We start from the raw sequence: 23,282 nt of genomic DNA, 5'->3' as shown, positions 1-23,282 counted from the left end.
GGCAGGCGCATGGATGAGAGCGGGGAACGATCTTTCCGAACGCTTCCCCGAATGACCGTTTTGCTTCGTTTGTGCCATCGTGGTTCGTGCTGAACAGAACGGATACCAGATCGGAGACGTACATGTCTGTGGTGAAGAGCCCGCTGTCGGAGACCGACCTCAAATCCGTGGGGGATGCCCTTCAGGGTGCCCTCGTGGACCTCGTCGACCTCTCCCTGGTGGCCAAGCAGGTCCACTGGAATGTGGTGGGGCCTCGGTTCAGGTCCGTGCATCTTCAGCTCGACGAGGTCGTCGACACCGCCCGCCTGCACTCCGACACAGTGGCCGAGAGGGCCTCCGCGCTGGGCGTCAACCCGGATGGGCGGTCGGGGACGATCGCGAAGACCACGGCCATCGATTCGGTGCCCGGTGGCTGGGTCAAGGATGTCGATGCGGTACGGGCCCTGGTCGACGCTCTGAGTGTGGTGATCGGCCGGATGCGCGAGCGGATCGAGGTGACGGGTGACCCTGACCCCGTGAGCCAGGACATCCTCATCGCGCTGACCGCCGATCTTGAGAAGCATGCCTGGATGTTCCAGGCGGAGAGCGCCTGACCGGGCTCTTTGTTCCACCCGGCAGGCTGTACCAGCCTGCCGGGTCTTTCCGACCGGCCCGCTCGGTACCGGGCGGGCCGGCCCCGAAGACGCGAGGAGTGACGATGACCGACGAGAGTGCGAAGGACAAGATGGCCGGCAAGGCCAAGGAAGCCATGGGCAAGATGACCGGCAACAAGCGCATGGAGTCCGAGGGCAAGGCGGACCAGGCGAAGGGCAAGGCCAAGGGAGCCATGGGTGAGGCGCGGGAGCGCGCCGAGGGCGTCAAGGACTCCCTGAGCCGCGACGACAAGGACTGAACGGCGGCTGGCGGAGCCCCCACCGGAGGCGGTGGGGGCTCCGGTCGCCGAGGTGGGCCTCCGAGGCGGGCCGCGCGGCGGGAATGCGGAGCGCGCACGGCGGGAATGCGGAGCGCGGCGGGCGGGGAGTGAAAGCGCGGGACTGCGGCATGTGAGCCACACGGCGGGACTGCGGGGTGCGTGCCGCGGCGCGTGACTGGGGCTCGTGAGCCACGGTGTGTGACCGCGGAATGTGCGCCGGTACTGCGTTGGTGCGCTCTCCCGCAGGGGGATCGCGCCGGGCTATGGTCTTCCGTTCGGGTCAGGACGGATTCCACGAGCCCGCAGTGCTCCGAACGACAGGCCCCGGGGTTCGCCCGAAGGAGGCAGCCATGGTCCGGCGATGGGTGCCGGCGCTCGTGCTCGGCGGTGTGTGGTGGTGGGCCGTACTGAGGCTGGTGCTGGAGCCCACGCACGCGGGGCCTGTCGAGGGCGTGGTGGCGGCCGGGGGGTGGGGGCTCAGCCTCCTGCCTGTGCACGTGGCCGAGACGGTCCGCCCTACCGGGATCTTCGACGCGGGCACCAGGCTGCTGCGACGGTGCGCCGCGGGTGTGCGTGGGTCGGGCCGCAGTCGGCGGTCGCTGATATCCCAGTCACTGATATCCGGCTCGTCCGCACCGGCCTCGTCCGCGATTTCCGGCTCGTCCGCGGCAGGATCGTCCGAGTCTGCGTCCGCGTCCGCATCCGCGTCCCTCTCGTCGCGGCGTGAGGTCGGCCGGTCCCGGCATGTGTCCATCCCTCCGGGGTGTGCGAAGGGGCCGCTCCGGCGCAGGGGTGGCAGGTCCTGGTCCGTCGGAAGGACGTGGCGCGCTACCAGGGCATGGCGACGCCGCCGTTCGGGCGGAGGATCTGGCCGGTCATGAAGGCCGACGCGTCCGATGCCAGATGCAGCACCGTCTGTGCTACGTCGGTGGGCTCGCCGACCCTTCCCAGCGGCGATATGCGCGCCATCATGGCCTCGGCCCGGTCCTGCTGCTCCGCATCGTGCCGGGCGGTCATGGGGGTGCGGATCCAGCCGGGCGCGACCGCGTTGACCCGGATGCCGTGAGGTCCCAGCTCGGTCGCCAGTGTTCTGGTCAGCTGGACCACGGCGGCCTTGGCCGCGCTGTAGCAGAGCAGGTTCGGGCTCGCGGAGTCGACCGCACCCGAGGCCATCGTGATCAGCGAGCCGGGGGCGCCGCGCGCGATCATCCCTCGGGCGGCCTCCTGGCAGGCGTACAGGACCCCCTTGAAATTGACCGAGAGCACCCGGTCGAGGTCCTCGTCCGCGGTCTCCAGAACGCTGCTCGTATGCATGATCCCGGCGATGGCGGCCAGGATGTCCAGTTCGCCCGCGGCCGCGACCTCGGCCCGGACCTGGTTGCGGTCGGTGACGTCGAGCGGGTGCGTGTGGGCTTCGCCACCTGCGGCGGCGATCAGGTCGCGGGTCTCCAGGAGGCCTTTTTCGTCGAGGTCGGCGCAGTGCACGACGGCACCTGCCTGCGCCAGCAGGACAGCGGTGGCACGGCCGATTCCGCCGGCGGCGCCGGTGACGAACGCGGAGCGGCCGGTGAGGTCGTACGCGGCGAGAGGCATGACCGGACCGTACGACTGTTTCTGACGGGTCGTCAACTATGGTGCGACTGTGGGGCGTCCGCTATGGAGTGGGTCCCGACTGGCAGTGGGGGCACCAGTAGACGGGGCGGGAGTCCTGCTCCGCCGTGCGGATCGGTGTCCCGCAGCGCAGGCAGGGGCGGTGGGTCCGGCCGTAGACCCAGAGGTTCTCGCTCGGGCGGCGGGCGCGGGGAGCCGGGGCGGGGGTGGCGTGGGGGCGGGCGCCGGCGGTGGTGATACGGACCGGGCTGTCGCGGTTGGCTTCCAGAAGCTTCTTTGCCGTGCTGACCAGGAGCGCTGCCGTGGCTTCGGGCAGCCGGCCGATGGGGAGCCAGGGGGTGGCGCGGGCCAGGAAGCAGAGTTCGGACTTGTAGATGTTGCCGATGCCGGCCAGGTTGCGCTGGTCCAGGAGGGCCTCGCCGAGGGGGCGGGCAGGGTCGGTGAGCAGACGGCGCAGTGCGGTGTCAGCATTCCAGTCGGGGCCCAGCAGGTCCGGCCCGAGATGGCCGACGGCCTGCTCCTCGTCCCTGGTGCGCAGGAGTTCGAGAACGGGGAGGCGGTAGCCGACGGCGGTGTGCGCGGTGTTGGCCAGAATGGCGCGGATCTGGTGGGCGGGGCCACCGCGCCAGCGATCGCCGGGGGCGTACACACGCCAGGCGCCGTCCATCCGCAGATGGCTGTGGAGGGTGAGACCGCCCTCGACGCGGGTCAGGAGGTGCTTGCCGCGCGCGGAGACGTCGAGAACGGCCCGGCCGGTGAGATCGGCGGTGGCGAACCGGGGGACGCGTAGATCGGACCTGATGAGGACCTGGCCGGCCAGCGCGCTGTTCAGCCGTTTCGCGGTCTGCAGGACGGTGTCTCCTTCGGGCATACGTCCATGATGCGCGGGAGGGCGGGTGTGGGCGGGGAGACCGTCCGATCCGTGGGGGTGGCGGTCACGGCCCGTGGGAGCAGCGGCCACGGCCCTTGGTTGGCGGCCACGGCCCGTGGCGCGTGAGTCCAGGGGCCGTGGCCGCCGGGGCCGTGGGCCGCCGGGGGACGGTCGGGTGCGCCCGCATGGGGCGTGGCGCTCTCGGCGTGTCTTCGGCGCGGAGGTGGAGGACCGGGAGCTCAGGCGCGCAGACGCAGGCCCCTCGGGGTGGCGAGGAAACCCGCCGACTCCAGAGTGCGGCCGAGGGGTGAGGTCAGCGACGATATGCCGTTGGTGCGCTCGACCGTGACCGTGCCCAGGGCTCCGGCACGGGCGGCGGCGGCCAGGGCGGTCGCGGCCGCCCGGAGCGCGGGGGCGTCAGGATCGGCCGGCCAGGCCAGCAGCGTCTTGCCGCCACGCTCCATGTACAGCGTCAGCTCCCCGTCGACCAGGACCACGAGGGAACCCGCCTTGCGCCCGGGTTTGTGCCCGGCCCCGGCCGGTGGCTCGGGCCACGGCAGGGCCGCGCCGTAGGCATTGGCGGGGTCGGCCGCGGCGAGGACCAGGGCACGGGGATCCGCGCCCGGCTCCGTCCGGTCGCGAGCGGTGGACACCGCGCGGAGCCGGTCGACCGCGCCGTCCATGGCGAACTGTGCCGCCCCCAGCCCCTCCACCACATAGCCGCGGCGTGCCTGCCCGTTGTCCTCGAAGGCGGACAGCACGCGGTACGCGGCGGAGAACCCGCCCTCGACACCCTCGGCCTGGACCGCGCCGCGGGTCACCACCCCGTGCCGGTCCAGGAGGGTGCGAGCCAGGGCGTGGGCCCGGTGTGTCGGCTCGGGTTCGGCGGGCGGCAGCAGCGACCAGCGGCCCGAGACCGTGGGCGGGCCGGTACGGGAGACGGGGCGCGCCGAAGCGCTCAGCGAGCCGTAACGGCCGCGCGGAACACTCCGCTTGGCGCGGTGAGCGGTCGATCCGGCCGTGCGTCCGGAACCGAGCAGCGCACGCAGCGGGGCGAGCGTGTCGTTGGTGAGCCGGCCCGACCAGGCGAGATCCCAGACTGCGTCGGCCAGTTGTGGATCGGTGGAGTCCGGATGCGTGGTGGCCCGGACCTGATCGGCGATCTGGCGGAAGAAGAGCCCGTACCCGCCGCTCAGGGCGGTGAGAACGGACTCGTGCAGGGCACTGATTTCGAGCGGCCGAGGGGGAGGCAGGAGCAGGGGGGCGCTGTCGGCCGGGTAGAGGGAGAGCCAGCCGTCCTTGCCGGGGAGGGCTCCCGCACCGGCCCATACGACCTCGCCCGTGGTGGTGAGTTCGTCCAGCAGCGCGGGTGAGTAGCCGCTGACGCGGCCGGGCAGGATGAGCTTCTCCAGGGCGGAGGCGGGCACGGGTGCGCCCTGCAACTGCTCGATGGCGCGGGCCAGTCCGTCGATTCCGCGCAGGCTGTTGCCGCCCAGATGCTGCCACTGGGGGAGGAACCCCGCCAGTGCCGCCGGCGGCACCGGCTCCAGCTCATGGCGCAGCGCGGCAAGCGAGCGGCGTCGCAGCCGCCGCAGCACCGTGGCATCGCACCACTCCTGGCCGATACCGGCGGGGTGGAACTCGCCCTGGACGATCCGCCCCGAGGCCGCGAGCCTTTGCAGCGCCCCGTCGGTGACGGCGGTGCCGAGCCCGAACCGGGCCGCTGCCGTGGTGGAGGTGAACGGGCCACGGGTACGGGCGTAGCGGGCGAGAAGGTCACCGAGGGGATCCTTCACCGGTTCGGTGAACGCCTCGGGGACGCCGACCGGGAGCGCCGTGCCCAGAGCGTCGCGCAGCCGGCCCGCGTCCTCGATGGCCGCCCAGTGGTCGTCACCGCCGATCCGGACCCGGATGGCCCGGCGCGCCGATGCCAGCTCCGGCGCCCACTGGGGCTCGGCCCCCCGCTCGGCAAGCTCCGCATCGGTGAGCGGGCCGAGGACCCGCAGCAGATCGGCGACCCCTTCGATGTCCTTGATCCGGCGGTCCTCCGCCAGCCACTGGAGCTCCCGCTCCAGCTCGGTCAGGACCTCTGCGTCGAGCAGCTCGCGCAACTCCGCGCGGCCGAGCAGCTCGGCCAGGAGACTGGAGTCGAGCGAGAGGGCGGCGGCCCGCCGCTCGGCCAGCGGCGAGTCGCCCTCGTACAGGAACTGCGCGACGTAGCCGAACAGGAGCGAGCGCGCGAACGGGGAGGGTTCCGGGGTGGTCACCTCGACCAGACGGATCCGGCGGGCTTCCAGATCGCTCATCACCTCGGTGAGCCCGGGGACGTCGAAGACGTCCTGAAGGCACTCGCGGACCGCCTCCAGAACGATGGGGAACGAGCCGAACTCGGAGGCGACCTGGAGGAGCTGGGCGGCCCGCTGCCGTTGCTGCCAGAGCGGCGTGCGCTTGCCGGGACTGCGGCGCGGCAGCAGCAGCGCACGGGCCGCGCATTCGCGGAACCGGGAGGCGAACAGGGCTGAACCGCCTACCTGGTCCGTGACGATCTGCGCGATCTCGCCCTGGTCGAAGGCCACATCGGCCGCACCGACCGGGGGTTGGTCGCTGTCGAGGGCGGCGTTGGCCGGGGGGAGCGGTGTGGTGCCGGAATCCGGGGCCGAGTCCCGCGCGGGGTCGAAGTCGAGGAGGTCCAGGCCCATCATGTCCGCGTCCGGCAGCCTCAGCACGATGCCGTCGTCGGCATGCATGACCTGGGCGTCCATGCCGTACCGCTCGGCGAGGCGGGCACTGAGGGCGAGCGCCCACGGGGCGTGCACCTGGGCACCGAAGGGGGAATGCACGACGACGCGCCAGTCGCCCAGCTCGTCACGGAAACGCTCGACGAGGATCGTCCGGTCGTCCGGTACATGGCCACAGGCCCGGCGCTGTTCGTCGATGTACGACAACACGTTGTCCACGGCCCAGTCGTCCAGGCCCGCGGCCAGCAGCCGCTCCCGGGCGTCCTCGGGGGACAGCCCGCCGAGCTCGCGCAGGAACGCGCCGAGCGCACGCCCCAGCTCCAGCGGACGGCCCAGCTGGTCGCCCTTCCAGAACGGCAGCCGCCCCGGAACGCCGGGGGCGGGTGACACCAGGACCCGGTCGCGGGTGATGTCCTCGATCCGCCAGGACGTGGTACCCAGCGTGAAGACGTCACCCACCCGGGACTCGTACACCATTTCCTCGTCCAGCTCGCCGACCCGGCCACCGCCCATCCTGGGGTCGGAACCCGCCAGGAAGACACCGAAAAGCCCACGGTCGGGGATGGTGCCGCCGGAGGTGACGGCGAGCCGCTGAGCGCCGGGGCGGCCCGTGACCGTACCGGCGACCCGGTCCCAGACGACGCGTGGTCGTAGCTCGGCGAAGGCGTCGGACGGGTAGCGGCCGGCGAGCATGTCGAGCACGGCGGTGAACGCCGACTCGGGGAGCGAGGCGAAGGGGGCGGCACGGCGGGTCACCGCCAGCAGGTCGTCCACCTGCCAGCTGTCCAGGGCGACCATCGCGACCAGCTGCTGGGCCAGCACGTCCAAGGGGTTGGACGGGACCCGCAGCGCCTCGATGGATCCTGTGCGCATCCGCTCGGTGACCACGGCCGCCTGCACCAGGTCGCCCCGGTACTTCGGGAAGACGACCCCGGTGGAGACCGCACCCACCTGGTGCCCGGCACGGCCGACGCGTTGCAGCCCGGAAGCGACCGACGGCGGGGACTCCACCTGGATCACCAGGTCGACCGCCCCCATGTCGATGCCCAGCTCCAGGCTGGAGGTGGCGACCACCGCGGGCAGCCGGCCCGCCTTGAGGTCCTCCTCGACCTGGGCACGCTGCTCCTTGGAGACCGATCCGTGGTGGGCCCGGGCGAGGAGCGGGGGCGCACCCTTCGCCGCACCTGACTCCGCCATGATCTCGGCGGGGGAGTGGGCCTCGGGCATGGTCTCGCCGGTGGCACGCTCGTAGGCGATCTCGTTGAGCCGGTTGCAGAGCCGCTCGGCGAGACGACGGGAGTTGGCGAAGACGATCGTGGAGCGGTGGGCCTGGACGAGATCGGCGATCCGCTCCTCCACATGGGGCCAGATCGATGGTTTGTCCGCCTGGCCGGAGGAGTCCGGGTCGGTGGCCGGGGAACCGCCGAGCTCGGCCAGATCCTCGACCGGCACGACCACCGACAGATCGAACCGCTTGGTGGAAGGCGGCTGGACGATCTCCACCTTCCGCCGGGGCGAGAGGAAACGCGCGACCTCGTCGACGGGGCGGACCGTGGCCGACAGGCCGATCCGCCGGGCCGGCCGGGGCAGCAGCTCGTCGAGCCGTTCGAGCGACACGGCGAGATGGGCGCCCCGTTTCGTCCCCGCGACCGCGTGCACCTCGTCGAGAATCACCGTTTCGATGCCGGCCAGCGCCTCCCGTGCGGAGGACGTCAGCATGAGGAAGAGCGATTCGGGCGTGGTGATCAGGATGTCCGGCGGCCGCGTCGCCATCGAGCGGCGCTCGGCGGGCGGGGTGTCACCGGAACGGATTCCTACCCGGACCTCGGGTTCGGGCAGTCCCAGACGCGCCGATTCCTGGCGGATACCGGTCAGCGGGGAGCGGAGATTGCGCTCCACGTCGACCGCGAGCGCCTTGAGGGGCGACACGTAGAGCACCCGGCAGCGCTTCTTCGCCTCGGCGGGCGGCGGAACCGCGGTCAACTGGTCCAGGGCGGCGAGGAAGGCTGCCAGGGTCTTGCCCGATCCGGTCGGCGCGACGACCAGGACGTCCGACCCCTCCCCGATCGCCTTCCAGGCACCCTCCTGCGCGGCCGTGGGCGCGCTGAAGGCGCCCGTGAACCAGCTGCGGGTCGCGGGGGAGAACGAATCGAGTGCGGAGCCGGTCATGTCCCCCATCGTGCACCCCGCCACTGACAACGGCTCCGGAAAGGACCGGTCAGCCGCCGTGCAGCGGTCGCCGGTCGCCGGTCGCCGGTCTATGGTCTGCGGCCGTCGTGCAGCGGTTTGCGGTCTGCGGTCCGTGGTCCGTGGTCTGCGGCATCGGTCTGCGGGCCGTGGCCCGCGGCCACCGTCGTAGCGGCTCGTGCCCGCGCACGCCCGCGCACGTTGCTGTACCGGAGCCGGAGCCGGAGCCGGAGCCGGAGCCCGGTAGCCTCGCCGCCGTCACTCCACCGGAGCCCCGCAGCCGGCGGACTGCGAGAATCCGGGCATGGTGGGAACGACGGAACTGTCGGGACCGGCGGGACCGGCGGAGTGGGCGAGGTACTGGCAGTACGCGGAGCTGCCCGACCTCGACCTGCTGCGGGCCCGTTACATCCGCCACACCTTCCCGCGCCACAGCCACGAGGGCTACGTCCTCGGCACCATCACCCAGGGCGTCGAGGACGTCGGCCTGCCCGGCGGAACCGTTCACGCCGGCCCCGGCCTCGTCGTCATGATCAATCCGGAGGTCCCGCACACGGCCCGCGCCGGTGTGCCCGAAGGGTGGGTGTACGCCACGCTCTACCCGTCCGCCCGGGTGATCAACGACATCGCGGCCGATACGACGAGTCTGCGGGGCACGGTCGGCTTCACGGAGACCGCCGTCGTCGATCCGTACGCGGCCCGGTTGATCGGAGAGGTCCACAGGGCGGCGGAGGAGGGCAACGCGCTTGCCGCCGACAGTGTGCTGCGGGTCGTGGTCACGCGCCTGCTCACCCGGCACGGCGGCACACTGCCCGTCCGCACGGCCAGGGCGGCGGGCTCGCGGGACGCGGCGCGTGCCCGCGCCGTGCTGGAGAGCAGGATGGCCGCGCCGCCCACCCTGGAGGCACTGGCCACCGAGCTCGGCACGAGCCCGTTCGCCCTCCTCCGGGCCTTCAAGAAGCAGTACGGGATGCCGCCGCACACCTGGCTCACCGACGCCCGGGTCCGCCGTGCGCGGCGGATGCTCGACGCGGGCACGGCCCCTGCCGCGGCGGCCGCGGCGGTCGGCTTCACCGATCAGCCGCATCTCAACCGCCACTTCACCCGGATCGTGGGGGTGCCACCCGGCGCCTACCAGCGTGAACGCGCAAGAACGTACAAGACCGGTCCGGACCTGCCCGGGTAGCTTTCAGGACGTGGCAGAACAGACAGCACCCCCTCAGAGCGCGGCAGGCCCGCCCGAAAACAGTGTGATCACCAACAGTGTGATCACCGCCGAGGCCAAGCCGGACGCGGCCGTCGTGCGTGACGCGCTCGGCGTCGGCGTAGCTGTCGGCCTCTCCGGCTTCGCCTTCGGCGTCACCTCGGCCGGTTCCGGACTGACTCTGCTGCAGACCTGTGCGCTCAGCCTCCTCGTGTTCACCGGCGCCTCCCAGTTCGCCCTGGTGGGCGCCCTGGCCGCCGGCGGCAATCCCTACACCGCGGCGGCTGGTGCCTTCTTCCTCGGCGTGCGCAACTCCTTCTACGGTCTGCGGCTGTCGCAGCTGCTCGCCCTCCCGCGCGTCGCGCGCCCCCTCGCCGCCCAGTGGGTCATCGACGAGACGACCGCCGTGACGCTGTCCCAGCCCACCCGCCGCGCCGCCCGTATCGGTTTCACCGTCACCGGGCTCACGCTCTATGTGCTGTGGAACCTCACCACGCTGGTGGGCGCACTGGGCGCCGACGCGCTGGGTGACACCGCCGCCTGGGGACTGGACGCGGCAGGCCCCGCCGTCTTTCTCGCCCTGCTCGCCCCGATGCTGAAGGGCACGACGGAGCGGGTCACCGCCGCGCTCGCCGTTCTGCTCGCCCTCGGCCTCCTGCCGGTACTGCCCGCAGGGGTGCCGGTACTGCTGTCCGCGCTCGCGGCGCCCGTCGTCCTCTTCCTGGCGGGACGGGGCAAGGACGTGTTCCCGACGGGACGGGGCAAGGGCACGGCGCCCGGAACGAAGGATCCCCGGGAAGCCGGGGAACCGCGCACCTCGATGTCCAAGGACGGCCGATGAACGTCTGGATCGCCATCGCGCTGACCGCCGTCGGCTGCTACCTGGCCAAGCTCCTCGGCCTCCTGGTGCCCGCCGGCGCCCTGGAACGCCCCCTCGTGCAGCGTCTTGCCGCCCTTCTGCCCGTGGCCCTGCTGGCCGCCCTGACCGCGCAGCAGGCCTTCGGCGATGGACAACACCTGGTGTTCGACGCACGGGGCGCGGGCCTTGCCGCCGCGGCGCTCGCTCTCGTCCTGCGCGCGCCCTTCCTTGTCGTCGTAGGTGTGGCCGTGGCCGTGACCGCCGGAGTGCGTGCGCTCGGCTGAGCGCTGTCCCGGCCGGCGCCCGACGACGGGTACGGCACCTCGCCGCGTTGCCGGAACGCCCGGATACGTTCCGTACGAGGGCGCTCGTTTCCCGTGCGTACGTTCCGTATGCGGGCGTTCCTCCGCTGCACCATGCGGGCGTCCCTCCGCCTTGCGGCGCGTCGCGTCCGATGCCGCGGGCTGATCCCCGGAGGGAGGGGTGCGGGACAGCCCTTGGCCGGGGCGCACGGACGGTCCTGCGCGGTGTGGTCAGTCCAGGTCGCGCCCGTACGCCCGCAGAGTCTGCAGGGCCCTGAGCGTGACCAGGGGGCGTCCCTCCAAGGCGGTTCCCGGTGCCCACTGCCGCCAGGTCACCGGCCAGCCGCCGTCCGCCTTCTGCCCGGCCGCCAGATGGTCCAGCGCGCGATCCATCTCCGCGTCGGTGAACCAGCGCACGGCGAGCGATTCGGGCGCGCGGGCGTAGTCGTACGGAAAGTGCTGCTCACCCGGCGCGTATCCGGGCGCCACCGGGTACTCCGCGCGCCGTTCCGGGTCCAGAACGGCGAGCCGCTGGTCGCGCACCAGGCGTCCGAGCCGGTCGGCCGCAGCCTCGGCCCGCGCCCGGTCCGGCGCACCGTCCAGGAAGGCGACCGCAGCCTCGATCTCGTAGGGATGCGACACCTCCAGGGCGTCCACGGCCGCCCAGCAGAAGTCCGTGGCCCGGAACAGCCAGGCATGCCACACCGAATTGCGGTGGAGCAGCCCGACGACGGGCCCCGTGGCCAGGAGCTCGGCAGGGGGGTGATCGACGATCGGGATGAACGGCGCGGCCGGGTAGCCGCGCTGTGAGGGAAGCAGGGCGGGTAAGGCTCCTTCCTTGGTGGACACCTCGGTGAGGAATCGGCAGATGCGCTCCACTCGGAGCCCTCCGCAGCGGTCGATGGAGTCGAGGACACTCAGTGCGTGTGCTGTGTGCAGCGGCTGACTGACAGGGCCGCGCAGATCGGGTTCGAGCGCGTGACCGTACCCGCCGTCCTCGTTGAGATAGGCGGCCAGCGCCGTTTCCACGGCGTCCGCGCTTCCCTTCAGGAAGTAATGGGCGAACCGCCGCTGTTCGAGGACACGGGCCGTGAGCCAGATGAACTGCTCGGCACGGTTGAGGAGACTTGTTCCGGTTCCAGCCATGGACCGACCGTAGGACGGTAAGCGCTCCCGGTAAGGCCGGGCGGCCCGGCTGCACTCTCAGGAGCGGGATACTGGTGGCATGCGGTTGACGATTTTCTGGGAACGGATGGCGGACCACTTCGGCACGGGGTATGCCGATTCCTTCGCGCGTGACCATGTGATGGCGGAGCTCGGAGGGCGCACGGTGTGGCAGGCCCTTGACGAGGGGTGGGAGGCCAAGGACGTGTGGCGCGGGGTATGCGCGGCGGTCGGCATCCCCGCGGACAAGCGATGACGCGCCGCGCGACGCGGGGTGGCGGCGGGCTGCCCCCAGGGGCGCGCACCCGATTGGCTCAGCGGTAGGCGAGACTTGCTCCGTGGCACCGACAGACGAGACCGCTCAGACCCAGCCGCCCCTCACCCCGCCCGTTCCGCCGGCCGCGCCACCCGCCCCGCCGTCCGGAGCCGGGAGTGCCCGCATGCCCCGCTGGCTGCCGCGTGCCATGGTGCTGGCGCTGGCGCTCTACGCCTGTTTCCGGCTCGGCAGCTGGGCGTTCGACCAGCTCATCGGTCTGTTGATCAATGTGCTGATCGCCTTCTTCCTGGCGCTCGCGATCGAGCCCGCGGTGAGCCGGATGTCGGCCCGCGGTATGCGCCGGGGCTTCGCCACCTTCCTGGTCTTCCTCTGTGTGCTGATCGCCGGCGCGGGTTTCGTCGTGCTGCTCGGCTCGATGCTCGCGGGCCAGATCGTCGACATGGTGGACGACTTCCCCGACTACCTCGACTCAGTGATCAACTGGGTCAACCAGACCTTCCATACGGAACTCTCCCGCGTCGAGGTGCAGGACAGCCTGCTGCACTCCGACTGGCTGCAGAAGTATGTCCAGAACAGTGCGACCGGCGTGCTCGACGTGTCCACCACGGTCCTCGGTGGGCTGTTCCGGCTGCTGACGATCTTCCTGTTCTCGTTCTACTTCGCGGCCGACGGCCCTCGGCTGCGCCGCGCGCTGTGCTCCGTCCTCCCGCCCGCCCGCCAGGCGGAAGTGCTGCGGGCCTGGGAGATCGCGGTGGACAAGACGGGCGGATATCTCTACTCGCGCGGCCTGATGGCGCTCATTTCCGGCATCGCGCACTACATCCTGCTGCTGGCCCTCGGCGTGCCGTACGCGCCGGTGCTCGCGGTCTGGGTCGGACTCGTCTCGCAGTTCATTCCCACGATCGGTACGTATCTGGCCGGCGCCCTGCCGATGCTGATCGCGTTCACCGTCGACCCCTGGTACGCGCTCTGGGTCCTCGGGTTCGTCGTGGTGTACCAGCAGTTCGAGAACTACGTGCTGCAGCCCAAGCTGACTTCCAGGACGGTCGACATCCACCCGGCGGTCGCCTTCGGCTCGGTCATCGCGGGTACGGCTCTGATGGGTGCGGTGGGCGCGCTGATCGCCATTCCTGCCGTGGCCACGCTGCAGGCCTTCCTGGGCGCCTACGTGAAGCGCTACGACGTCACGGACGATCCGCGGGTGCACGGGCGCCATCAGTGGCGGCGGGGTGAGGCCGTGTCCGTGCGGCTGCGCCGGCTCTGGCACGCCCCCGAGGGCGAGGCCGAGGGCGGGCAGAGGCGGGGCGAGGAGCGGCAGGACCGCGGCGAGGAGCGACAGGGCGAGGAGCGGCAGGACCGCGGCGAGGGGCGGCAGGACCCTCGGGCGGGCTCCTGAGACAGCGTTCCCGGTCCGTGTCGTCCCTGTACGGCCGGGATTACGTGTGGCGTCGCACACGTGTCATTGACCCCCGGGGTGCTTGATGCTAGGGCGGTATCCTGGGGGCGAGTCGGTGCGGCGTGGTGCGCTTGACACCAAAATCGAACATCCATTCTCATGGGATTCCGGCCGGGTTTCCCGGGCTCGACCGTGGAGTTGTCCACAGGCCGGGAGGACGTCGAGGCCCATTGTCAGTGGCAGGGGTTAGCGTCTTTGACGTGAAGCGATCGACTCAAGCAAATCGGGTGGAACCCATGGCAGGAAACGACCGCGAGAAGGCGCTGGACGCCGCACTCGCACAGATTGAACGGCAATTCGGCAAGGGCGCGGTGATGCGCCTCGGCGAGCGGCCGAACGAGCCCATCGAAGTGATCCCCACCGGCTCGACCGCGCTGGATGTCGCGCTCGGTGTCGGCGGCCTGCCGCGCGGCCGTGTGGTCGAGGTGTACGGGCCGGAGTCCTCCGGCAAGACGACGCTGACGCTCCACGCGGTGGCGAACGCGCAGCGGCTCGGCGGCTCGGTCGCCTTCATCGACGCGGAGCACGCGCTCGACCCGGAGTACGCGAAGAAGCTCGGCGTCGACATCGACAGCCTCATCCTGTCCCAGCCGGACAACGGCGAGCAGGCCCTTGAGATCGTGGACATGCTGGTCCGCTCGGGCGCGCTCGACCTGATCGTCATCGACTCCGTGGCGGCGCTCGTCCCGCGTGCGGAGATCGAGGGCGAGATGGGCGACTCGCACGTGGGTCTGCAGGCCCGTCTGATGAGCCAGGCACTCCGGAAGATCACCAGCGCGCTCAACCAGTCGAAGACCACCGCGATCTTCATCAACCAGCTCCGCGAGAAGATCGGTGTGATGTTCGGCTCGCCGGAGACCACCACCGGTGGCCGCGCGCTCAAGTTCTACGCCTCGGTGCGCCTCGACATCCGCCGGATCGAGACGCTCAAGGACGGCACCGACGCGGTCGGTAACCGCACCCGCGTCAAGGTCGTCAAGAACAAGGTCGCGCCGCCGTTCAAGCAGGCCGAGTTCGACATCCTCTACGGCCAGGGCATCAGCCGCGAGGGCGGCCTGATCGACATGGGCGTGGAGCACGGCTTCGTCCGCAAGGCCGGCGCCTGGTACACGTACGAGGGAGACCAGCTCGGCCAGGGCAAGGAGAACGCCCGCAACTTCCTCAAGGACAACCCCGATCTCGCCAATGAGATCGAGAAGAAGATCCTGGAGAAGCTCGGGGTCGGAGTCCGGCCCGACGCGGAACCCGCCGAGGGTGCGGACGCGGCAGGTGCGGCGGCTCCGGCCGACGGCGCGGCGAAGTCGGTGCCCGCTCCCGCCGGCAAGGCCAAGCCGGCCAAGACGGCGGCGGCCAAGAGCTAGACCGTGACGCGTCGTACGGAGTGGCCGGGCAGCGCCGCCGAATCCGGCGCGGGTCCCGGCCCCGAATCCGCCGCCGGACACACCACCGGATCCGACAGCGGGTCCGACCCCTTCCACGACCCGGCAACGGGGGCCGGCTACGGCAGGGGTACGGGCCCGGATTCGGGATTCGGCGAGGGGGCCGGGCGCCGTTCCCGCTCCCGTTCCAGAAGCAGCGGCTCCCCCTCCTCGTCGAGGGCCGAGAAGGGGGAGCCGCGAGACCCGGTCGAGCAGGCGCGCAACATCTGTCTGCGGCTGCTCACCGGGACAGCACGCACCCGCCGGCAGCTCGCGGATGCCCTGCGTAAGCGGGAGATCCCGGACGAGGTGGCCGAGGAAGTGCTGTCGCGCTTCGAGGACGTCGGGTTGATCGACGACGCCGCGTTCGCCGATGCGTGGGTGGAATCCCGGCACCATGGCCGCGGTCTGGCCCGCCGTGCGCTCGTCCGTGAGCTGCGGACCAAGGGCGTGGACGCCTCCCTGATCGACGAGGCCGTCGGGCAGCTCGACTCCGAGCAGGAGGAGGAGACGGCGCGTGAGCTCGTCGCACGAAAGCTCCGGGCCACCCGGGGCCTGGAGCGCGACAAACGGATCCGCCGCCTCGCGGGCATGCTCGCCCGCAAGGGATATGGGGAGGGAATGGCCCTGCGTGTGGTGCGCCGGGCACTGGAGGAGGAGGGCGAGGACACTGAGGGGCTGGACGACCCGTTCTGAACGTTCGGCGGTGGGCCGGTGAGAGTGTCACGGTCCGGTGAGAGCGCTACGGTCCGGTCCTCGCCGTGGGTTCACCCTCGCCCGGCTGCTACTGCCCGGCACGGGCGGCTCGGCTGATGGTGGCGTCGATCAGGGCGAGGGCGTCCGCGGCGGTGCGCCCGGGGTAGCGGTTCCACGGCCCGATCAGCCCGGTCCAGCCCTGAGAGCGGAGTTCGGAGATCAGCCAGGCACCGGCCCGGTCGACGGTGTGCACCGATCCGTAGCCCAGACGGTGGGCAGTGAGCATGGCACCGCAGACGCAACGGGCGCCGCGGGCGTTGCGGAGCCGGTACGGGGTGTTCTGCCATCCCCATTCGGTCAGGATCTGCCGTGCGTGGGCGAGATGGACGGAGGGCCGTACCTCCGGCTGTCCGATGCGCCGCCAGGTATGGAGCCGGTCGGGCAGTACGGCGCCGAGACGCCCGGGAAGCGGGCGCTCGCGCGGTACGGCGGGCGGCAGCGCGCGCACCGTGTCGGCGATGAGCTGGTCCACGGGTACGGACAGCAGATCACGCCAGTCGCCCGACGGTTCCGGCCGCTGCTGGGCTTCGCCGGGTGAGACGGGGCGCGGGGGCTCCGGGACAGTGAGTTCCCAGCCCGTGACGATCTGCTGCCAGGCTTCCGTGTCGTGGAGGCGTGCGGCCTGGGCGTCGAGTTCGTCAGGGGTGAGGGCAGTGGTCGGCATGGGCGTGGGCTCCCCGTCGTAGCGGTGGCATGGCGACGCCGTAGCGGTGCGATGGCAAGGTCGCAGTGGCCCGGGCGTTGAGCCGAATGTCCGTCCGGTCTGCGGTTCGCTCCACCGGAGCGAGGCCATACGGGTGTGTCGCCCGGGATTCCGGTGAATCCCGCCGCTGGTTCCCCTGCGATGCGGGGGCCGGCGGAAGCGGGAGGGCGGAAGCGGGATGGGCGGGCCCTCGGTTCCGGGGGAAAGCCCCCCTACGAAGACGCCGGAACGCTCCAGTGCACAGGTATCTGTGCACAGAGCAGTGTGTGACGCATGCCAGAGAAGCCCGGCGGTACCGAGATCACGGAGCTGGCCGCTCTGAAGGCCCTTGCCCAGCCGCGACGTCAGCAGATCCTTCAGCACCTCACCCTGCACGGCCCCGCGACGTCGGCGATCCTCGCCCGCGCTCTGGGCCTGAACACAGGTGCCACCAGCTATCACCTGCGTGAGCTGGCCCGGTACGGCTTCGTGGCCGACACCGACACCGACACCGACACCGACACCGACACCAGCACCGGCACCGGCACCAGCACCGACATCAGCACCAGCACCGGCACCGGCACGGACACGGAGTCAGAGGCGGACGCGGGCACCGATGGTGACAGCGACGCAGCCCCGCTCCGGCCGGGCCCGCGCCGGGCGAGGTGGTGGCGGGCCGTACCCGGCGACCGCCGATTCCCGCCCCCGTCCCGCCGGACCCCCGGAACACAGCTGGTCATGGACGAGCTGAACCGTCACGCGTACGCCGCCGACCTTGCGCTCTTCGAGCGGCTCCAGCGAGAGAGCGGCACAGGGGCCGGCGGCCGGGGCGCCGACGCGTGGGCCGATGGTCACGCCTACTCGCGCGGCTCCCTGCGGCTCACCCTTCCCGAACTCCAGGAGTTCTTCGAGGAGTACATCGCTCTCATGAACCGCTACAAGCGCCCCGAAGCCGAGATCCCGCCGGGCGCCCGCACAGTCCACACGCGGCTGCTCGCCTTCCCGAGCCCGGGTGGAGACATCCCAGGTCCTGGTGATTCCGCTATGGACGGCGCCAACAGCAGAGAGAAGGACGCGTCATGATGCTGCGCTACGCCTTGCGGACGATCCGCGACCGGAAAGGAGGGTTCCTCGGGGCGCTGCTGGCCCTCATGTGCGCCGCCGCTCTCGTCACCGCCTGCGGCACCCTTCTGGAGACCGGTCTGCGCGGACGCGTCGCCACCGAGCGCTACGCGGCGACGCCCCTCGTCGTCTCCGCCGACCAGAACGTCCACCGGACCACTGTGAAGCACAAGGGGAACGGGAAGACGAAGGCCAAGCACAAGGCCAAGCCCGTCGCCGAACGCGCTTGGCTCCCCGCCACCATCGCCGACCGGATCCGCACCCTTCCGGGTGTGCGTGCGGTTGTCCCCGAACTCACCTTCCTGGCCGTGCCGTTGACGGCCTCGGACGCGGATGCGGGAGGCGGCGGCACACCCTCGTACGGACACTCCTGGGCATCCGCCGCGCTCACCCCGTTCGCCCTCACCGCGGGGCGGGCCCCTGGCTCGGCCGACGACGTCGTGATCGATCGGCGCCTTGCCGAAAGGTCGGGCCTGACGACCGGGGACCGGCTCACCGTGCAGTCCACGCAGGCTCCGCGCGCCTACCGTGTCAGCGGCATCGCGGCCCCGGACGGACACCGTGAACTCCGGCAGCAGACCTCACTGTTCTTCTCCGCGGCGGAGGCCGAACGCCTCGCCGCCCGTCCCGGCCAGGTCTCCGCGCTGGGTGTGCTGCCCACCGCCGGTACGGACACGGAGCAGCTGAAGCAGCAGCTCGCTCGGGCTCTCGCGGGCACCTCCGCCCAGATCTCGACGGGCGACGCTCGCGGCCCGGTCGAGTTCCTGGACGCTGCGGGTGCACGCGTCAAGCTGGTCTCCATGGGCGGCGCGATGGGCGGTACCTCGCTTCTGGTCGCGGTACTCGTGGTCGTCGGGACCTTCGCGCTCTCCATCCAGCAGCGTCACCGCGAGCTGGCCCTGCTGCGTACCGTCGCTGCCACATCGCAGCAGATCCGCCGCCTGCTCGGCCGTGAGGCGTTGATCGTCGGCGCCGTCGGCGGAGTGCTGGGCGCCCTTGCCGGACTGCCGCTCGCACGATGGCTGCACAGTCGATTCATCGACATGGGCGTGATTCCGCCGACGCTGGAGCGGACGGCCGGGATTCTCCCCGCCTGCGCGGCCCTGGCCGTCACCCTCCTCGGTGCCTGGGCCGCCGCCCGGATCGCCGGCCGCCGTATCGCCCGCCTCCGCCCGGCCGAGGCCCTGGCCGAGTCCGCTGTCGAGCGACGCCGCCCGGCCCGGGGCCGCATCGCCGCCGGCCTGGTCCTGCTCATCGGCGGCGGGGCGCTCGTCGCCGTCCTGAGCATCCTGCACACCGAGGCTGCCTCCACTCCCGTCACCTTCCTGGCGGTGGTGGTGCTGGCCACAGCGGTGTCGCTGCTGGGCCCGCTCCTCGTCCGGGCGGCCTCCTTCCTGCTGGTGTGGGTGGTCCGGGTGAGCGGCCACGCCGGGGCCCTGGCAGTCGCGAACATCCGTGGGAACTCCACCCGGATGGCCTCCGTCGTCACCCCGCTCACCCTGCTCATCGGCATGGCCTGCACGGTTCTCTTCGTCCAGCCGACCCTCGGCGACGCCGCCCTCGGCCAGGCCCGTGAGGGCACTCGCGCCACCTGGGTGCTGGGTGCGCAGGGCCCCGGTGTGCCGTCAGAAGCCGCCGAGGCCGTCCGCGTGACACCCGGGGTCACCGCCGCCACGGAGGTGGTCCGCACCACTGTCCGGGTCGGGCTCACCAAGTACCCGGCCCAGGGCGTCACCGCGGCAGGTCTCGCCCGCACCTGGGACCCCGGTGTGACGGGAGGGTCCCTCGCGGCGTTCACCGCGGACCCCCGTTCCGCCGCCATCAGCGAACTGGCAGCCGACCGGCTCGGGTTGCGTCCCGGCAGCGAACTGAAGCTGCACCTGGGCGACGGCACCCCCGCAACTCTCACGGTCGCGGCCGTCTACCGCCGAGGGCTGGGCTTCGGCGACCTGACGCTGCCGCACGACCTGCTCGCCCGGCACATGGACAATCCCCTCGCCGCGACGGTACTGGTCGCAGGCGACGCGAGCCGCGGTGAACTGGCCGCCGCGCTGGCCGGGTTCCCGGGTGTCGCGGTCGTCGCACCAGCCGAGGCGGACCGGCTCCAGGCGGAACGTCAGCAGGAGAACGCCGAGGTCAATCTGCTGGCCATGGGGCTGGTCCTGGCCTTCACCGCCATCGCCGTCGTCAACACGCTGGCCATGTCGGTGTCCGAGCGGCTCAAGGAGTTCGCGCTCCTCCGGCTGGCCGGGGCGACCCGACGCCAGGTGCTGCGGATGCTTCGTGTCGAGGCCCTGTCGGTCCTGGCCGTCGCCGCCGTCCTCGGTACCGGGATCGCGCTGGCCGTTCTGACCGCCTTCAGCATCGGCATGACGGGCGGCGCGGCACCCTCCGTGAGGCCGCTGGTGTACGCGACCGTGGTGGGCGCCGCCGCCCTGCTCGCTCTGATCGCGACGGCGATTCCCGGCCGGATGGCCCTGAAGGCCTGCCCGGTGGAGGCCGTCACGAGCCGGTGACGGAGGGGCGGCCCGAGGCGGCGGGGCTCCCCGGGCGGCGGGCTGCCGAGGCACCGGGCCTCCCGGTCATGCCTCGGCTGTCAGCCCCGCCGCGTGTCGGGGCTGCCGGTCACACCTCGACCGGGAGCCCCGCCGCGCGCCACGCCTGGAAGCCGCCGATCAGGTCCGTCGCCCGGTACAGCCCGAGCCGGTGCAGCGATTCGGCGGCAAGGCTGGACGCGTACCCCTCGTCGCAGATCACCACCACCCGCAGACCGTGGCTCACGGCCTCCGCCGCGCGATGGCTTCCCCGTGGGTCCAGCCGCCATTCCAGCTCGTTGCGTTCGACGACCAGCGCCCCCGGAATCAGCCCGTCCCGCGCCCGCAGTTCCGCGTAGCGGATGTCCACGAGCAACGCGCCTTCCTCGGCCGCCGCCTTCGCCTCCCGCGGTCCGAGCCGCTCGTATCCGGCCCGGACCCGCTCCAGGAGCTCGTCGATCCCGGCCCGCTCGCCGTCGCCCCTGCCCCTGCCCTCGCCCTCGCCCCTGCCCTCGCCCTCGTGCCGTACGTCGCTCACTGCCAGTCCTCCGGGCGTTCGGTCTGCTCAAGGCGGAGCACCGCGCCGGTGCGGCTGTAGCGCCGGATCTGCGGCAGCGGCGGGTAGTACGCGTGGACGGAGACGGCGTGCTCCGTGGCCGACTCGTTCAGCACCTCGTGGACGTGGTGCCGGCCGAACGCCTTGCCCTGGCCGGTCGTCAACTCTCGTGTGCGGTCGATGCCTTCGGACAGCTCCAGCGTCTTCCAGCCATCGGTGGGCAGCCGGGCCACGAGCGCGTGCTCCTTCAGCGTGCCGGCCGCCGTGAGGAAGGCGCCGATCGAGTCGGCGTGGTCGTGCCAGCCGGTTCCGGTACCGGGCGGCCAGCCGATCAGCCAGGCCTCACTGCCGCCGGGTCCGTCGAGCCGGATCCAGGTACGGCCCTCGGGATCGAGGGGGAGCGAGGCGATGAGCGCGGGGTCCGCGGCGGTGCGGCGGACGAAGGCGAGGAGTTCCGCAGCCGTCGGACCGGGGTCGGACGTACGTACGGACGCAGGGGAGAGGGAGGCAGACACAGGGACCGTCCTGAGAGTTCGCGAGGACGCTCCCGCCGTGCGTCACAGCGCGCGGCGGAGCGGGAGAGGGCGATTCAGCAGGACGGGCGACACACACAGCCCGCATAGCGGAGGAGGTCCATATGGACCCTCCGCCACAGGCGCACATCGGTGTCGGTCATGTTCGGGAGTACACCATGGGCGCCCGCGTCGGTCAATTGATGTCTGCGGTCCGGTCGGAGCGCACGGAGGTGAGAACCGCGCCGCCGCGCGCCGCGTCCGCCGCCGCGAGAAGTTCCGCCGGCCGGACCCCGCCGAACGACTCCACCAGATGTCCGTCCGGCCGGACCAGCAGCACGGTGTGCGCGGAAGCTCCGGGATAGCTCTCGGTGACCAGCAGTTCGGCCTTCACGGGCAGGCCGTCGACCGTCTCGACGAGCCGGGGCATGACCCCGGCCCGCATCCAGTGCCGCCGGTCCCAGACCCCGGTGCCCGGTGCCACGAGTACCACGAGCAGACGCCCCCGCCCCAGCCGCTCCCTCAGCCGCACGGACGTTCCGTCCGGCGCGGTGACCCGTACATCCGCGACCGGCGCACCGGGGGGCGTACCCACTGCGGTGTGCGCCTCGGCGCGTGGGGGCGCAAGGGGGGAATGAGAGTAGGAAGGGGGCGCACCGAGGGGGCCACAACCCAGATGCCCGTCGGTGAGCAGCGAATCGTGCCCCCGTGCGCTCCCCGGGACCAGGGTCCGCAGACCCCCGCCGCCCCGCAGTATCGGCAGCGACTGGTCGGCGGCGCGCAGCCGGGAGGCGACCGCGGCCCGGCGCTCGGCCTGGTAGCTGTCCAGGAGCACATCGGATGCGCCCTGATGCCAGGCCAGTGCCAGCTTCCACGCCAGGTTCTCGGCGTCCCGCAGTCCCTCGTCGAGCCCCTGGGTGCCGAGCGCGCCGAGCAGATGCGCGGCGTCCCCGGCGAGGAACGCCCTCTTCACCCGCCACCGCCTGGCCAGCCGGTGGTGGAGCGTGTAGACGCCGGTGTCCAGCAGTTCGTACGGGGGTGTCTCGCCGCACCAGCCCGCCAGGGTGTCCCGGACCCGGGTGACGAGGGCGTCCGGTGTGACGAGTTCGCCGCGTGGCGGCAGCAGCCAGTCCAGCCGCCAGACCCCGTCCGGCAGCGGCCGCGCGGTGATCTCGGCGCCACCGGTGCGCCAGGGCGGCAGCCGGTGCAGTACGGCTTCGCCGGGCCAGGGCAGCTCGGTGCGCAGCGCGGCGACGGCATGCCGCTCCACCGCCGTACGCCCGGGGAACCGGATGTCGAGGAGCTTGCGCACGGTGGACCTCGCCCCGTCGCAGCCGACCAGGTAACTCCCGCGCCACCAGGTCGAACCGGGCTCCCGGGTGTGCACCGTGACGCCGTCCCGGTCCTGCTCCAGCGTGTCGATCCGGCTGAGCCGCGCCGTCTGCACGAGTTCCTGCGCGGCGACCGCGTCCCGCAGCCCCCGCGCCAGCGTGTGCTGCGGGACGTGGACGGGTGCGGAAGGCCCGGCGCCGTCGGCCGCGCCCTCGCCGAGCGGGAGTTCGCGTACGAGCTGCCGGCGTCGCACGGACCGCCAGCCGCTCCACCGGAGGCCCCCGTCCTGGAGCGTCTTGCAGCCGAGCCGTTCCACCAGGTCGGCGGTGTCCTCGCGCAGCACGACCGTGCGGGCGGGACGTGTCTCGTCCTTGCCGGGGTCCTCGTCCAGGAGCACGGACGGCACACCCTGCGCGGCGAGGGCGAGCGACAGCACCAGGCCCACGGGCCCGGCACCGACGATGATCACCGGGTCCACGGCACGGCCCCCGGACCACCTGCGGTCGGACGCGCGGACGCGCACGACAGGAGCGAGGAGGCCGGCACGGCCCCCGGGACGCAGGGCGGTGTCGAAGGAGATGCGGCAGCGGAGGCTCGGGGCGCGATCACAGAACGTATGCAACCTACTGGGGGTGCGTGCGTCAAGTGACACCCGGAACGCGGCGGGGGGGGGGGGGGGGGGGGGGGCCCCCCCCCCCCCCCCCCCGCCGGCCCCGCGGGGGGGGGGGCAGGGGGGCGGACAGGCGCCCGGCGCCCCCCCCCCGCGCGGGCGGGCCCCCCCCCGCGCG

General features: G+C 72.1%; 20 protein-coding genes. 11 read left to right on the top strand and 9 right to left on the bottom strand.

Going from position 1 to position 23,282, the window contains the following annotated elements:
• Nucleotides 1-122: 122 nt before the first annotated feature.
• Together ACZ4LX_RS33860 and ACZ4LX_RS33855 are read left to right on the top strand one after the other, a co-directional pair.
• A complete protein-coding gene (locus ACZ4LX_RS33860) occupies nucleotides 123-593 on the top strand; it encodes a Dps family protein (protein WP_467641645.1) in 471 nt (156 codons plus the stop codon).
• Nucleotides 594-697: 104 nt separating this feature from the next.
• The gene (locus tag ACZ4LX_RS33855; RefSeq protein ID WP_467641641.1) at nucleotides 698-892 is read left to right on the top strand and encodes a CsbD family protein; all 195 of its coding nucleotides are present in this window, start codon (nucleotides 698-700) and stop codon (nucleotides 890-892) included.
• 849 nt (nucleotides 893-1,741) lie between these two features.
• Here the strand turns inward: ACZ4LX_RS33855 and ACZ4LX_RS33850 are convergent.
• The 3 genes from ACZ4LX_RS33850 to ACZ4LX_RS33840 all read right to left on the bottom strand — a co-directional run bounded on the left by ACZ4LX_RS33850 (nucleotide 1,742) and on the right by ACZ4LX_RS33840 (nucleotide 8,302).
• Nucleotides 1,742-2,506: an SDR family NAD(P)-dependent oxidoreductase gene (locus tag ACZ4LX_RS33850; protein WP_467641638.1), complete on the bottom strand. Its 765-nt coding sequence runs from the start codon at nucleotides 2,504-2,506 to the stop codon at nucleotides 1,742-1,744.
• Nucleotides 2,507-2,567: 61 nt separating this feature from the next.
• Nucleotides 2,568-3,395: a DNA-formamidopyrimidine glycosylase family protein gene (locus ACZ4LX_RS33845; protein WP_467641635.1), complete on the bottom strand. Its 828-nt coding sequence runs from the start codon at nucleotides 3,393-3,395 to the stop codon at nucleotides 2,568-2,570.
• A 239-nt stretch (nucleotides 3,396-3,634) separates the two neighbouring features.
• Nucleotides 3,635-8,302: an Lhr family ATP-dependent helicase gene (locus ACZ4LX_RS33840; RefSeq protein WP_467641632.1), complete on the bottom strand. Its 4,668-nt coding sequence runs from the start codon at nucleotides 8,300-8,302 to the stop codon at nucleotides 3,635-3,637.
• A gap of 322 nt (nucleotides 8,303-8,624) precedes the next feature.
• Here ACZ4LX_RS33840 and ACZ4LX_RS33835 point away from each other — a divergent pair, with 322 nt between their 5' ends.
• Genes ACZ4LX_RS33835 through ACZ4LX_RS33825 form a run of 3 tightly spaced genes read left to right on the top strand, consistent with a single transcriptional unit; the run spans nucleotide 8,625 to nucleotide 10,667 of the window.
• Nucleotides 8,625-9,506: an AraC family transcriptional regulator gene (locus ACZ4LX_RS33835; protein WP_467641628.1), complete on the top strand. Its 882-nt coding sequence runs from the start codon at nucleotides 8,625-8,627 to the stop codon at nucleotides 9,504-9,506.
• Between the two features lie 10 nt (nucleotides 9,507-9,516).
• Nucleotides 9,517-10,365 carry an AzlC family ABC transporter permease gene (locus ACZ4LX_RS33830; RefSeq protein WP_467641625.1) on the top strand — a complete coding sequence of 283 codons (849 nt, stop codon included), beginning with the start codon at nucleotides 9,517-9,519 and terminating at the stop codon, nucleotides 10,363-10,365.
• Nucleotides 10,362-10,667 carry an AzlD domain-containing protein gene (locus ACZ4LX_RS33825; RefSeq protein ID WP_467641622.1) on the top strand — a complete coding sequence of 102 codons (306 nt, stop codon included), beginning with the start codon at nucleotides 10,362-10,364 and terminating at the stop codon, nucleotides 10,665-10,667. The genes ACZ4LX_RS33830 and ACZ4LX_RS33825 overlap by 4 nt, the downstream gene beginning before the upstream one ends.
• Nucleotides 10,668-10,916: 249 nt before the next feature.
• Here ACZ4LX_RS33825 and ACZ4LX_RS33820 read toward each other — a convergent pair whose 3' ends face one another.
• The gene (locus ACZ4LX_RS33820) at nucleotides 10,917-11,831 is read right to left on the bottom strand and encodes a hypothetical protein (RefSeq protein ID WP_467641619.1); all 915 of its coding nucleotides are present in this window, start codon (nucleotides 11,829-11,831) and stop codon (nucleotides 10,917-10,919) included.
• Between the two features lie 79 nt (nucleotides 11,832-11,910).
• Between ACZ4LX_RS33820 and ACZ4LX_RS33815 the strand changes: the two genes are divergently transcribed.
• The 4 genes from ACZ4LX_RS33815 to recX all read left to right on the top strand — a co-directional run bounded on the left by ACZ4LX_RS33815 (nucleotide 11,911) and on the right by recX (nucleotide 15,696).
• The gene (locus ACZ4LX_RS33815; protein WP_467641616.1) at nucleotides 11,911-12,105 is read left to right on the top strand and encodes a DUF3046 domain-containing protein; all 195 of its coding nucleotides are present in this window, start codon (nucleotides 11,911-11,913) and stop codon (nucleotides 12,103-12,105) included.
• A 184-nt stretch (nucleotides 12,106-12,289) separates the two neighbouring features.
• Nucleotides 12,290-13,522 carry an AI-2E family transporter gene (locus ACZ4LX_RS33810; RefSeq protein WP_467641704.1) on the top strand — a complete coding sequence of 411 codons (1,233 nt, stop codon included), beginning with the start codon at nucleotides 12,290-12,292 and terminating at the stop codon, nucleotides 13,520-13,522.
• 296 nt (nucleotides 13,523-13,818) lie between these two features.
• Nucleotides 13,819-14,943 carry a recombinase RecA gene (recA, locus tag ACZ4LX_RS33805; protein WP_467641613.1) on the top strand — a complete coding sequence of 375 codons (1,125 nt, stop codon included), beginning with the start codon at nucleotides 13,819-13,821 and terminating at the stop codon, nucleotides 14,941-14,943.
• Between the two features lie 3 nt (nucleotides 14,944-14,946).
• Nucleotides 14,947-15,696, top strand: coding sequence for a recombination regulator RecX (gene recX / locus ACZ4LX_RS33800; protein WP_467641610.1), 750 nt, complete (start codon nucleotides 14,947-14,949; stop codon nucleotides 15,694-15,696).
• An 88-nt stretch (nucleotides 15,697-15,784) separates the two neighbouring features.
• Here the strand turns inward: recX and ACZ4LX_RS33795 are convergent, their stop codons facing one another.
• The gene (locus ACZ4LX_RS33795; protein ID WP_467641608.1) at nucleotides 15,785-16,420 is read right to left on the bottom strand and encodes a DUF6197 family protein; all 636 of its coding nucleotides are present in this window, start codon (nucleotides 16,418-16,420) and stop codon (nucleotides 15,785-15,787) included.
• A 312-nt stretch (nucleotides 16,421-16,732) separates the two neighbouring features.
• Here ACZ4LX_RS33795 and ACZ4LX_RS33790 point away from each other — a divergent pair, with 312 nt between their 5' ends.
• On the top strand, nucleotides 16,733-17,521 hold the full coding sequence (locus tag ACZ4LX_RS33790; RefSeq protein WP_467641605.1) for an ArsR/SmtB family transcription factor: 789 nt from the start codon (nucleotides 16,733-16,735) through the stop codon (nucleotides 17,519-17,521).
• Nucleotides 17,518-20,076: an FtsX-like permease family protein gene (locus ACZ4LX_RS33785; protein WP_467641602.1), complete on the top strand. Its 2,559-nt coding sequence runs from the start codon at nucleotides 17,518-17,520 to the stop codon at nucleotides 20,074-20,076. Before ACZ4LX_RS33790 ends, ACZ4LX_RS33785 begins: the two co-directional genes overlap by 4 nt.
• A 109-nt stretch (nucleotides 20,077-20,185) precedes the next feature.
• On the opposite strand, the gene ACZ4LX_RS33780 is transcribed toward ACZ4LX_RS33785, so the two are convergent.
• The 4 genes from ACZ4LX_RS33780 to ACZ4LX_RS33765 all read right to left on the bottom strand — a co-directional run bounded on the left by ACZ4LX_RS33780 (nucleotide 20,186) and on the right by ACZ4LX_RS33765 (nucleotide 22,972).
• Nucleotides 20,186-20,554 carry a rhodanese-like domain-containing protein gene (locus tag ACZ4LX_RS33780; RefSeq protein ID WP_467641701.1) on the bottom strand — a complete coding sequence of 123 codons (369 nt, stop codon included), beginning with the start codon at nucleotides 20,552-20,554 and terminating at the stop codon, nucleotides 20,186-20,188.
• Between the two features lie 74 nt (nucleotides 20,555-20,628).
• Nucleotides 20,629-21,165 (bottom strand): cupin domain-containing protein, encoded by a 537-nt coding sequence (locus tag ACZ4LX_RS33775; protein ID WP_467641599.1) that lies wholly within the window; start codon nucleotides 21,163-21,165, stop codon nucleotides 20,629-20,631.
• Between the two features lie 74 nt (nucleotides 21,166-21,239).
• A complete protein-coding gene (locus ACZ4LX_RS33770) occupies nucleotides 21,240-21,326 on the bottom strand; it encodes a putative leader peptide (RefSeq protein WP_311307652.1) in 87 nt (28 codons plus the stop codon).
• 32 nt (nucleotides 21,327-21,358) lie between these two features.
• Nucleotides 21,359-22,972, bottom strand: coding sequence for an FAD-dependent monooxygenase (locus ACZ4LX_RS33765; protein WP_467641596.1), 1,614 nt, complete (start codon nucleotides 22,970-22,972; stop codon nucleotides 21,359-21,361).
• Nucleotides 22,973-23,282: the final 310 nt, after the last annotated feature.

The sequence above is a fragment of the Streptomyces sp. NPDC026062 genome (assembly GCF_055568375.1).
Note: the sequence above shows the minus strand (reverse complement) of the source record. Positions and strands in the feature narration are given on the sequence as shown.

Coding starts and splice junctions, on each gene's coding strand:
- ACZ4LX_RS33860 (WP_467641645.1), top strand. CDS start 123: ATGTCTGTGGTGAAGAGCCCGCTGTCGGAGACCGACCTCAAATCCGTG.
- ACZ4LX_RS33855 (WP_467641641.1), top strand. CDS start 698: ATGACCGACGAGAGTGCGAAGGACAAGATGGCCGGCAAGGCCAAGGAA.
- ACZ4LX_RS33850 (WP_467641638.1), bottom strand. CDS start 2,506: ATGCCTCTCGCCGCGTACGACCTCACCGGCCGCTCCGCGTTCGTCACC.
- ACZ4LX_RS33845 (WP_467641635.1), bottom strand. CDS start 3,395: ATGCCCGAAGGAGACACCGTCCTGCAGACCGCGAAACGGCTGAACAGC.
- ACZ4LX_RS33840 (WP_467641632.1), bottom strand. CDS start 8,302: ATGACCGGCTCCGCACTCGATTCGTTCTCCCCCGCGACCCGCAGCTGG.
- ACZ4LX_RS33835 (WP_467641628.1), top strand. CDS start 8,625: ATGGTGGGAACGACGGAACTGTCGGGACCGGCGGGACCGGCGGAGTGG.
- ACZ4LX_RS33825 (WP_467641622.1), top strand. CDS start 10,362: ATGAACGTCTGGATCGCCATCGCGCTGACCGCCGTCGGCTGCTACCTG.
- ACZ4LX_RS33820 (WP_467641619.1), bottom strand. CDS start 11,831: ATGGCTGGAACCGGAACAAGTCTCCTCAACCGTGCCGAGCAGTTCATC.
- ACZ4LX_RS33815 (WP_467641616.1), top strand. CDS start 11,911: ATGCGGTTGACGATTTTCTGGGAACGGATGGCGGACCACTTCGGCACG.
- ACZ4LX_RS33810 (WP_467641704.1), top strand. CDS start 12,290: ATGCCCCGCTGGCTGCCGCGTGCCATGGTGCTGGCGCTGGCGCTCTAC.
- recA (WP_467641613.1), top strand. CDS start 13,819: ATGGCAGGAAACGACCGCGAGAAGGCGCTGGACGCCGCACTCGCACAG.
- ACZ4LX_RS33795 (WP_467641608.1), bottom strand. CDS start 16,420: ATGCCGACCACTGCCCTCACCCCTGACGAACTCGACGCCCAGGCCGCA.
- ACZ4LX_RS33790 (WP_467641605.1), top strand. CDS start 16,733: ATGCCAGAGAAGCCCGGCGGTACCGAGATCACGGAGCTGGCCGCTCTG.
- ACZ4LX_RS33785 (WP_467641602.1), top strand. CDS start 17,518: ATGATGCTGCGCTACGCCTTGCGGACGATCCGCGACCGGAAAGGAGGG.
- ACZ4LX_RS33770 (WP_311307652.1), bottom strand. CDS start 21,326: ATGACCGACACCGATGTGCGCCTGTGGCGGAGGGTCCATATGGACCTC.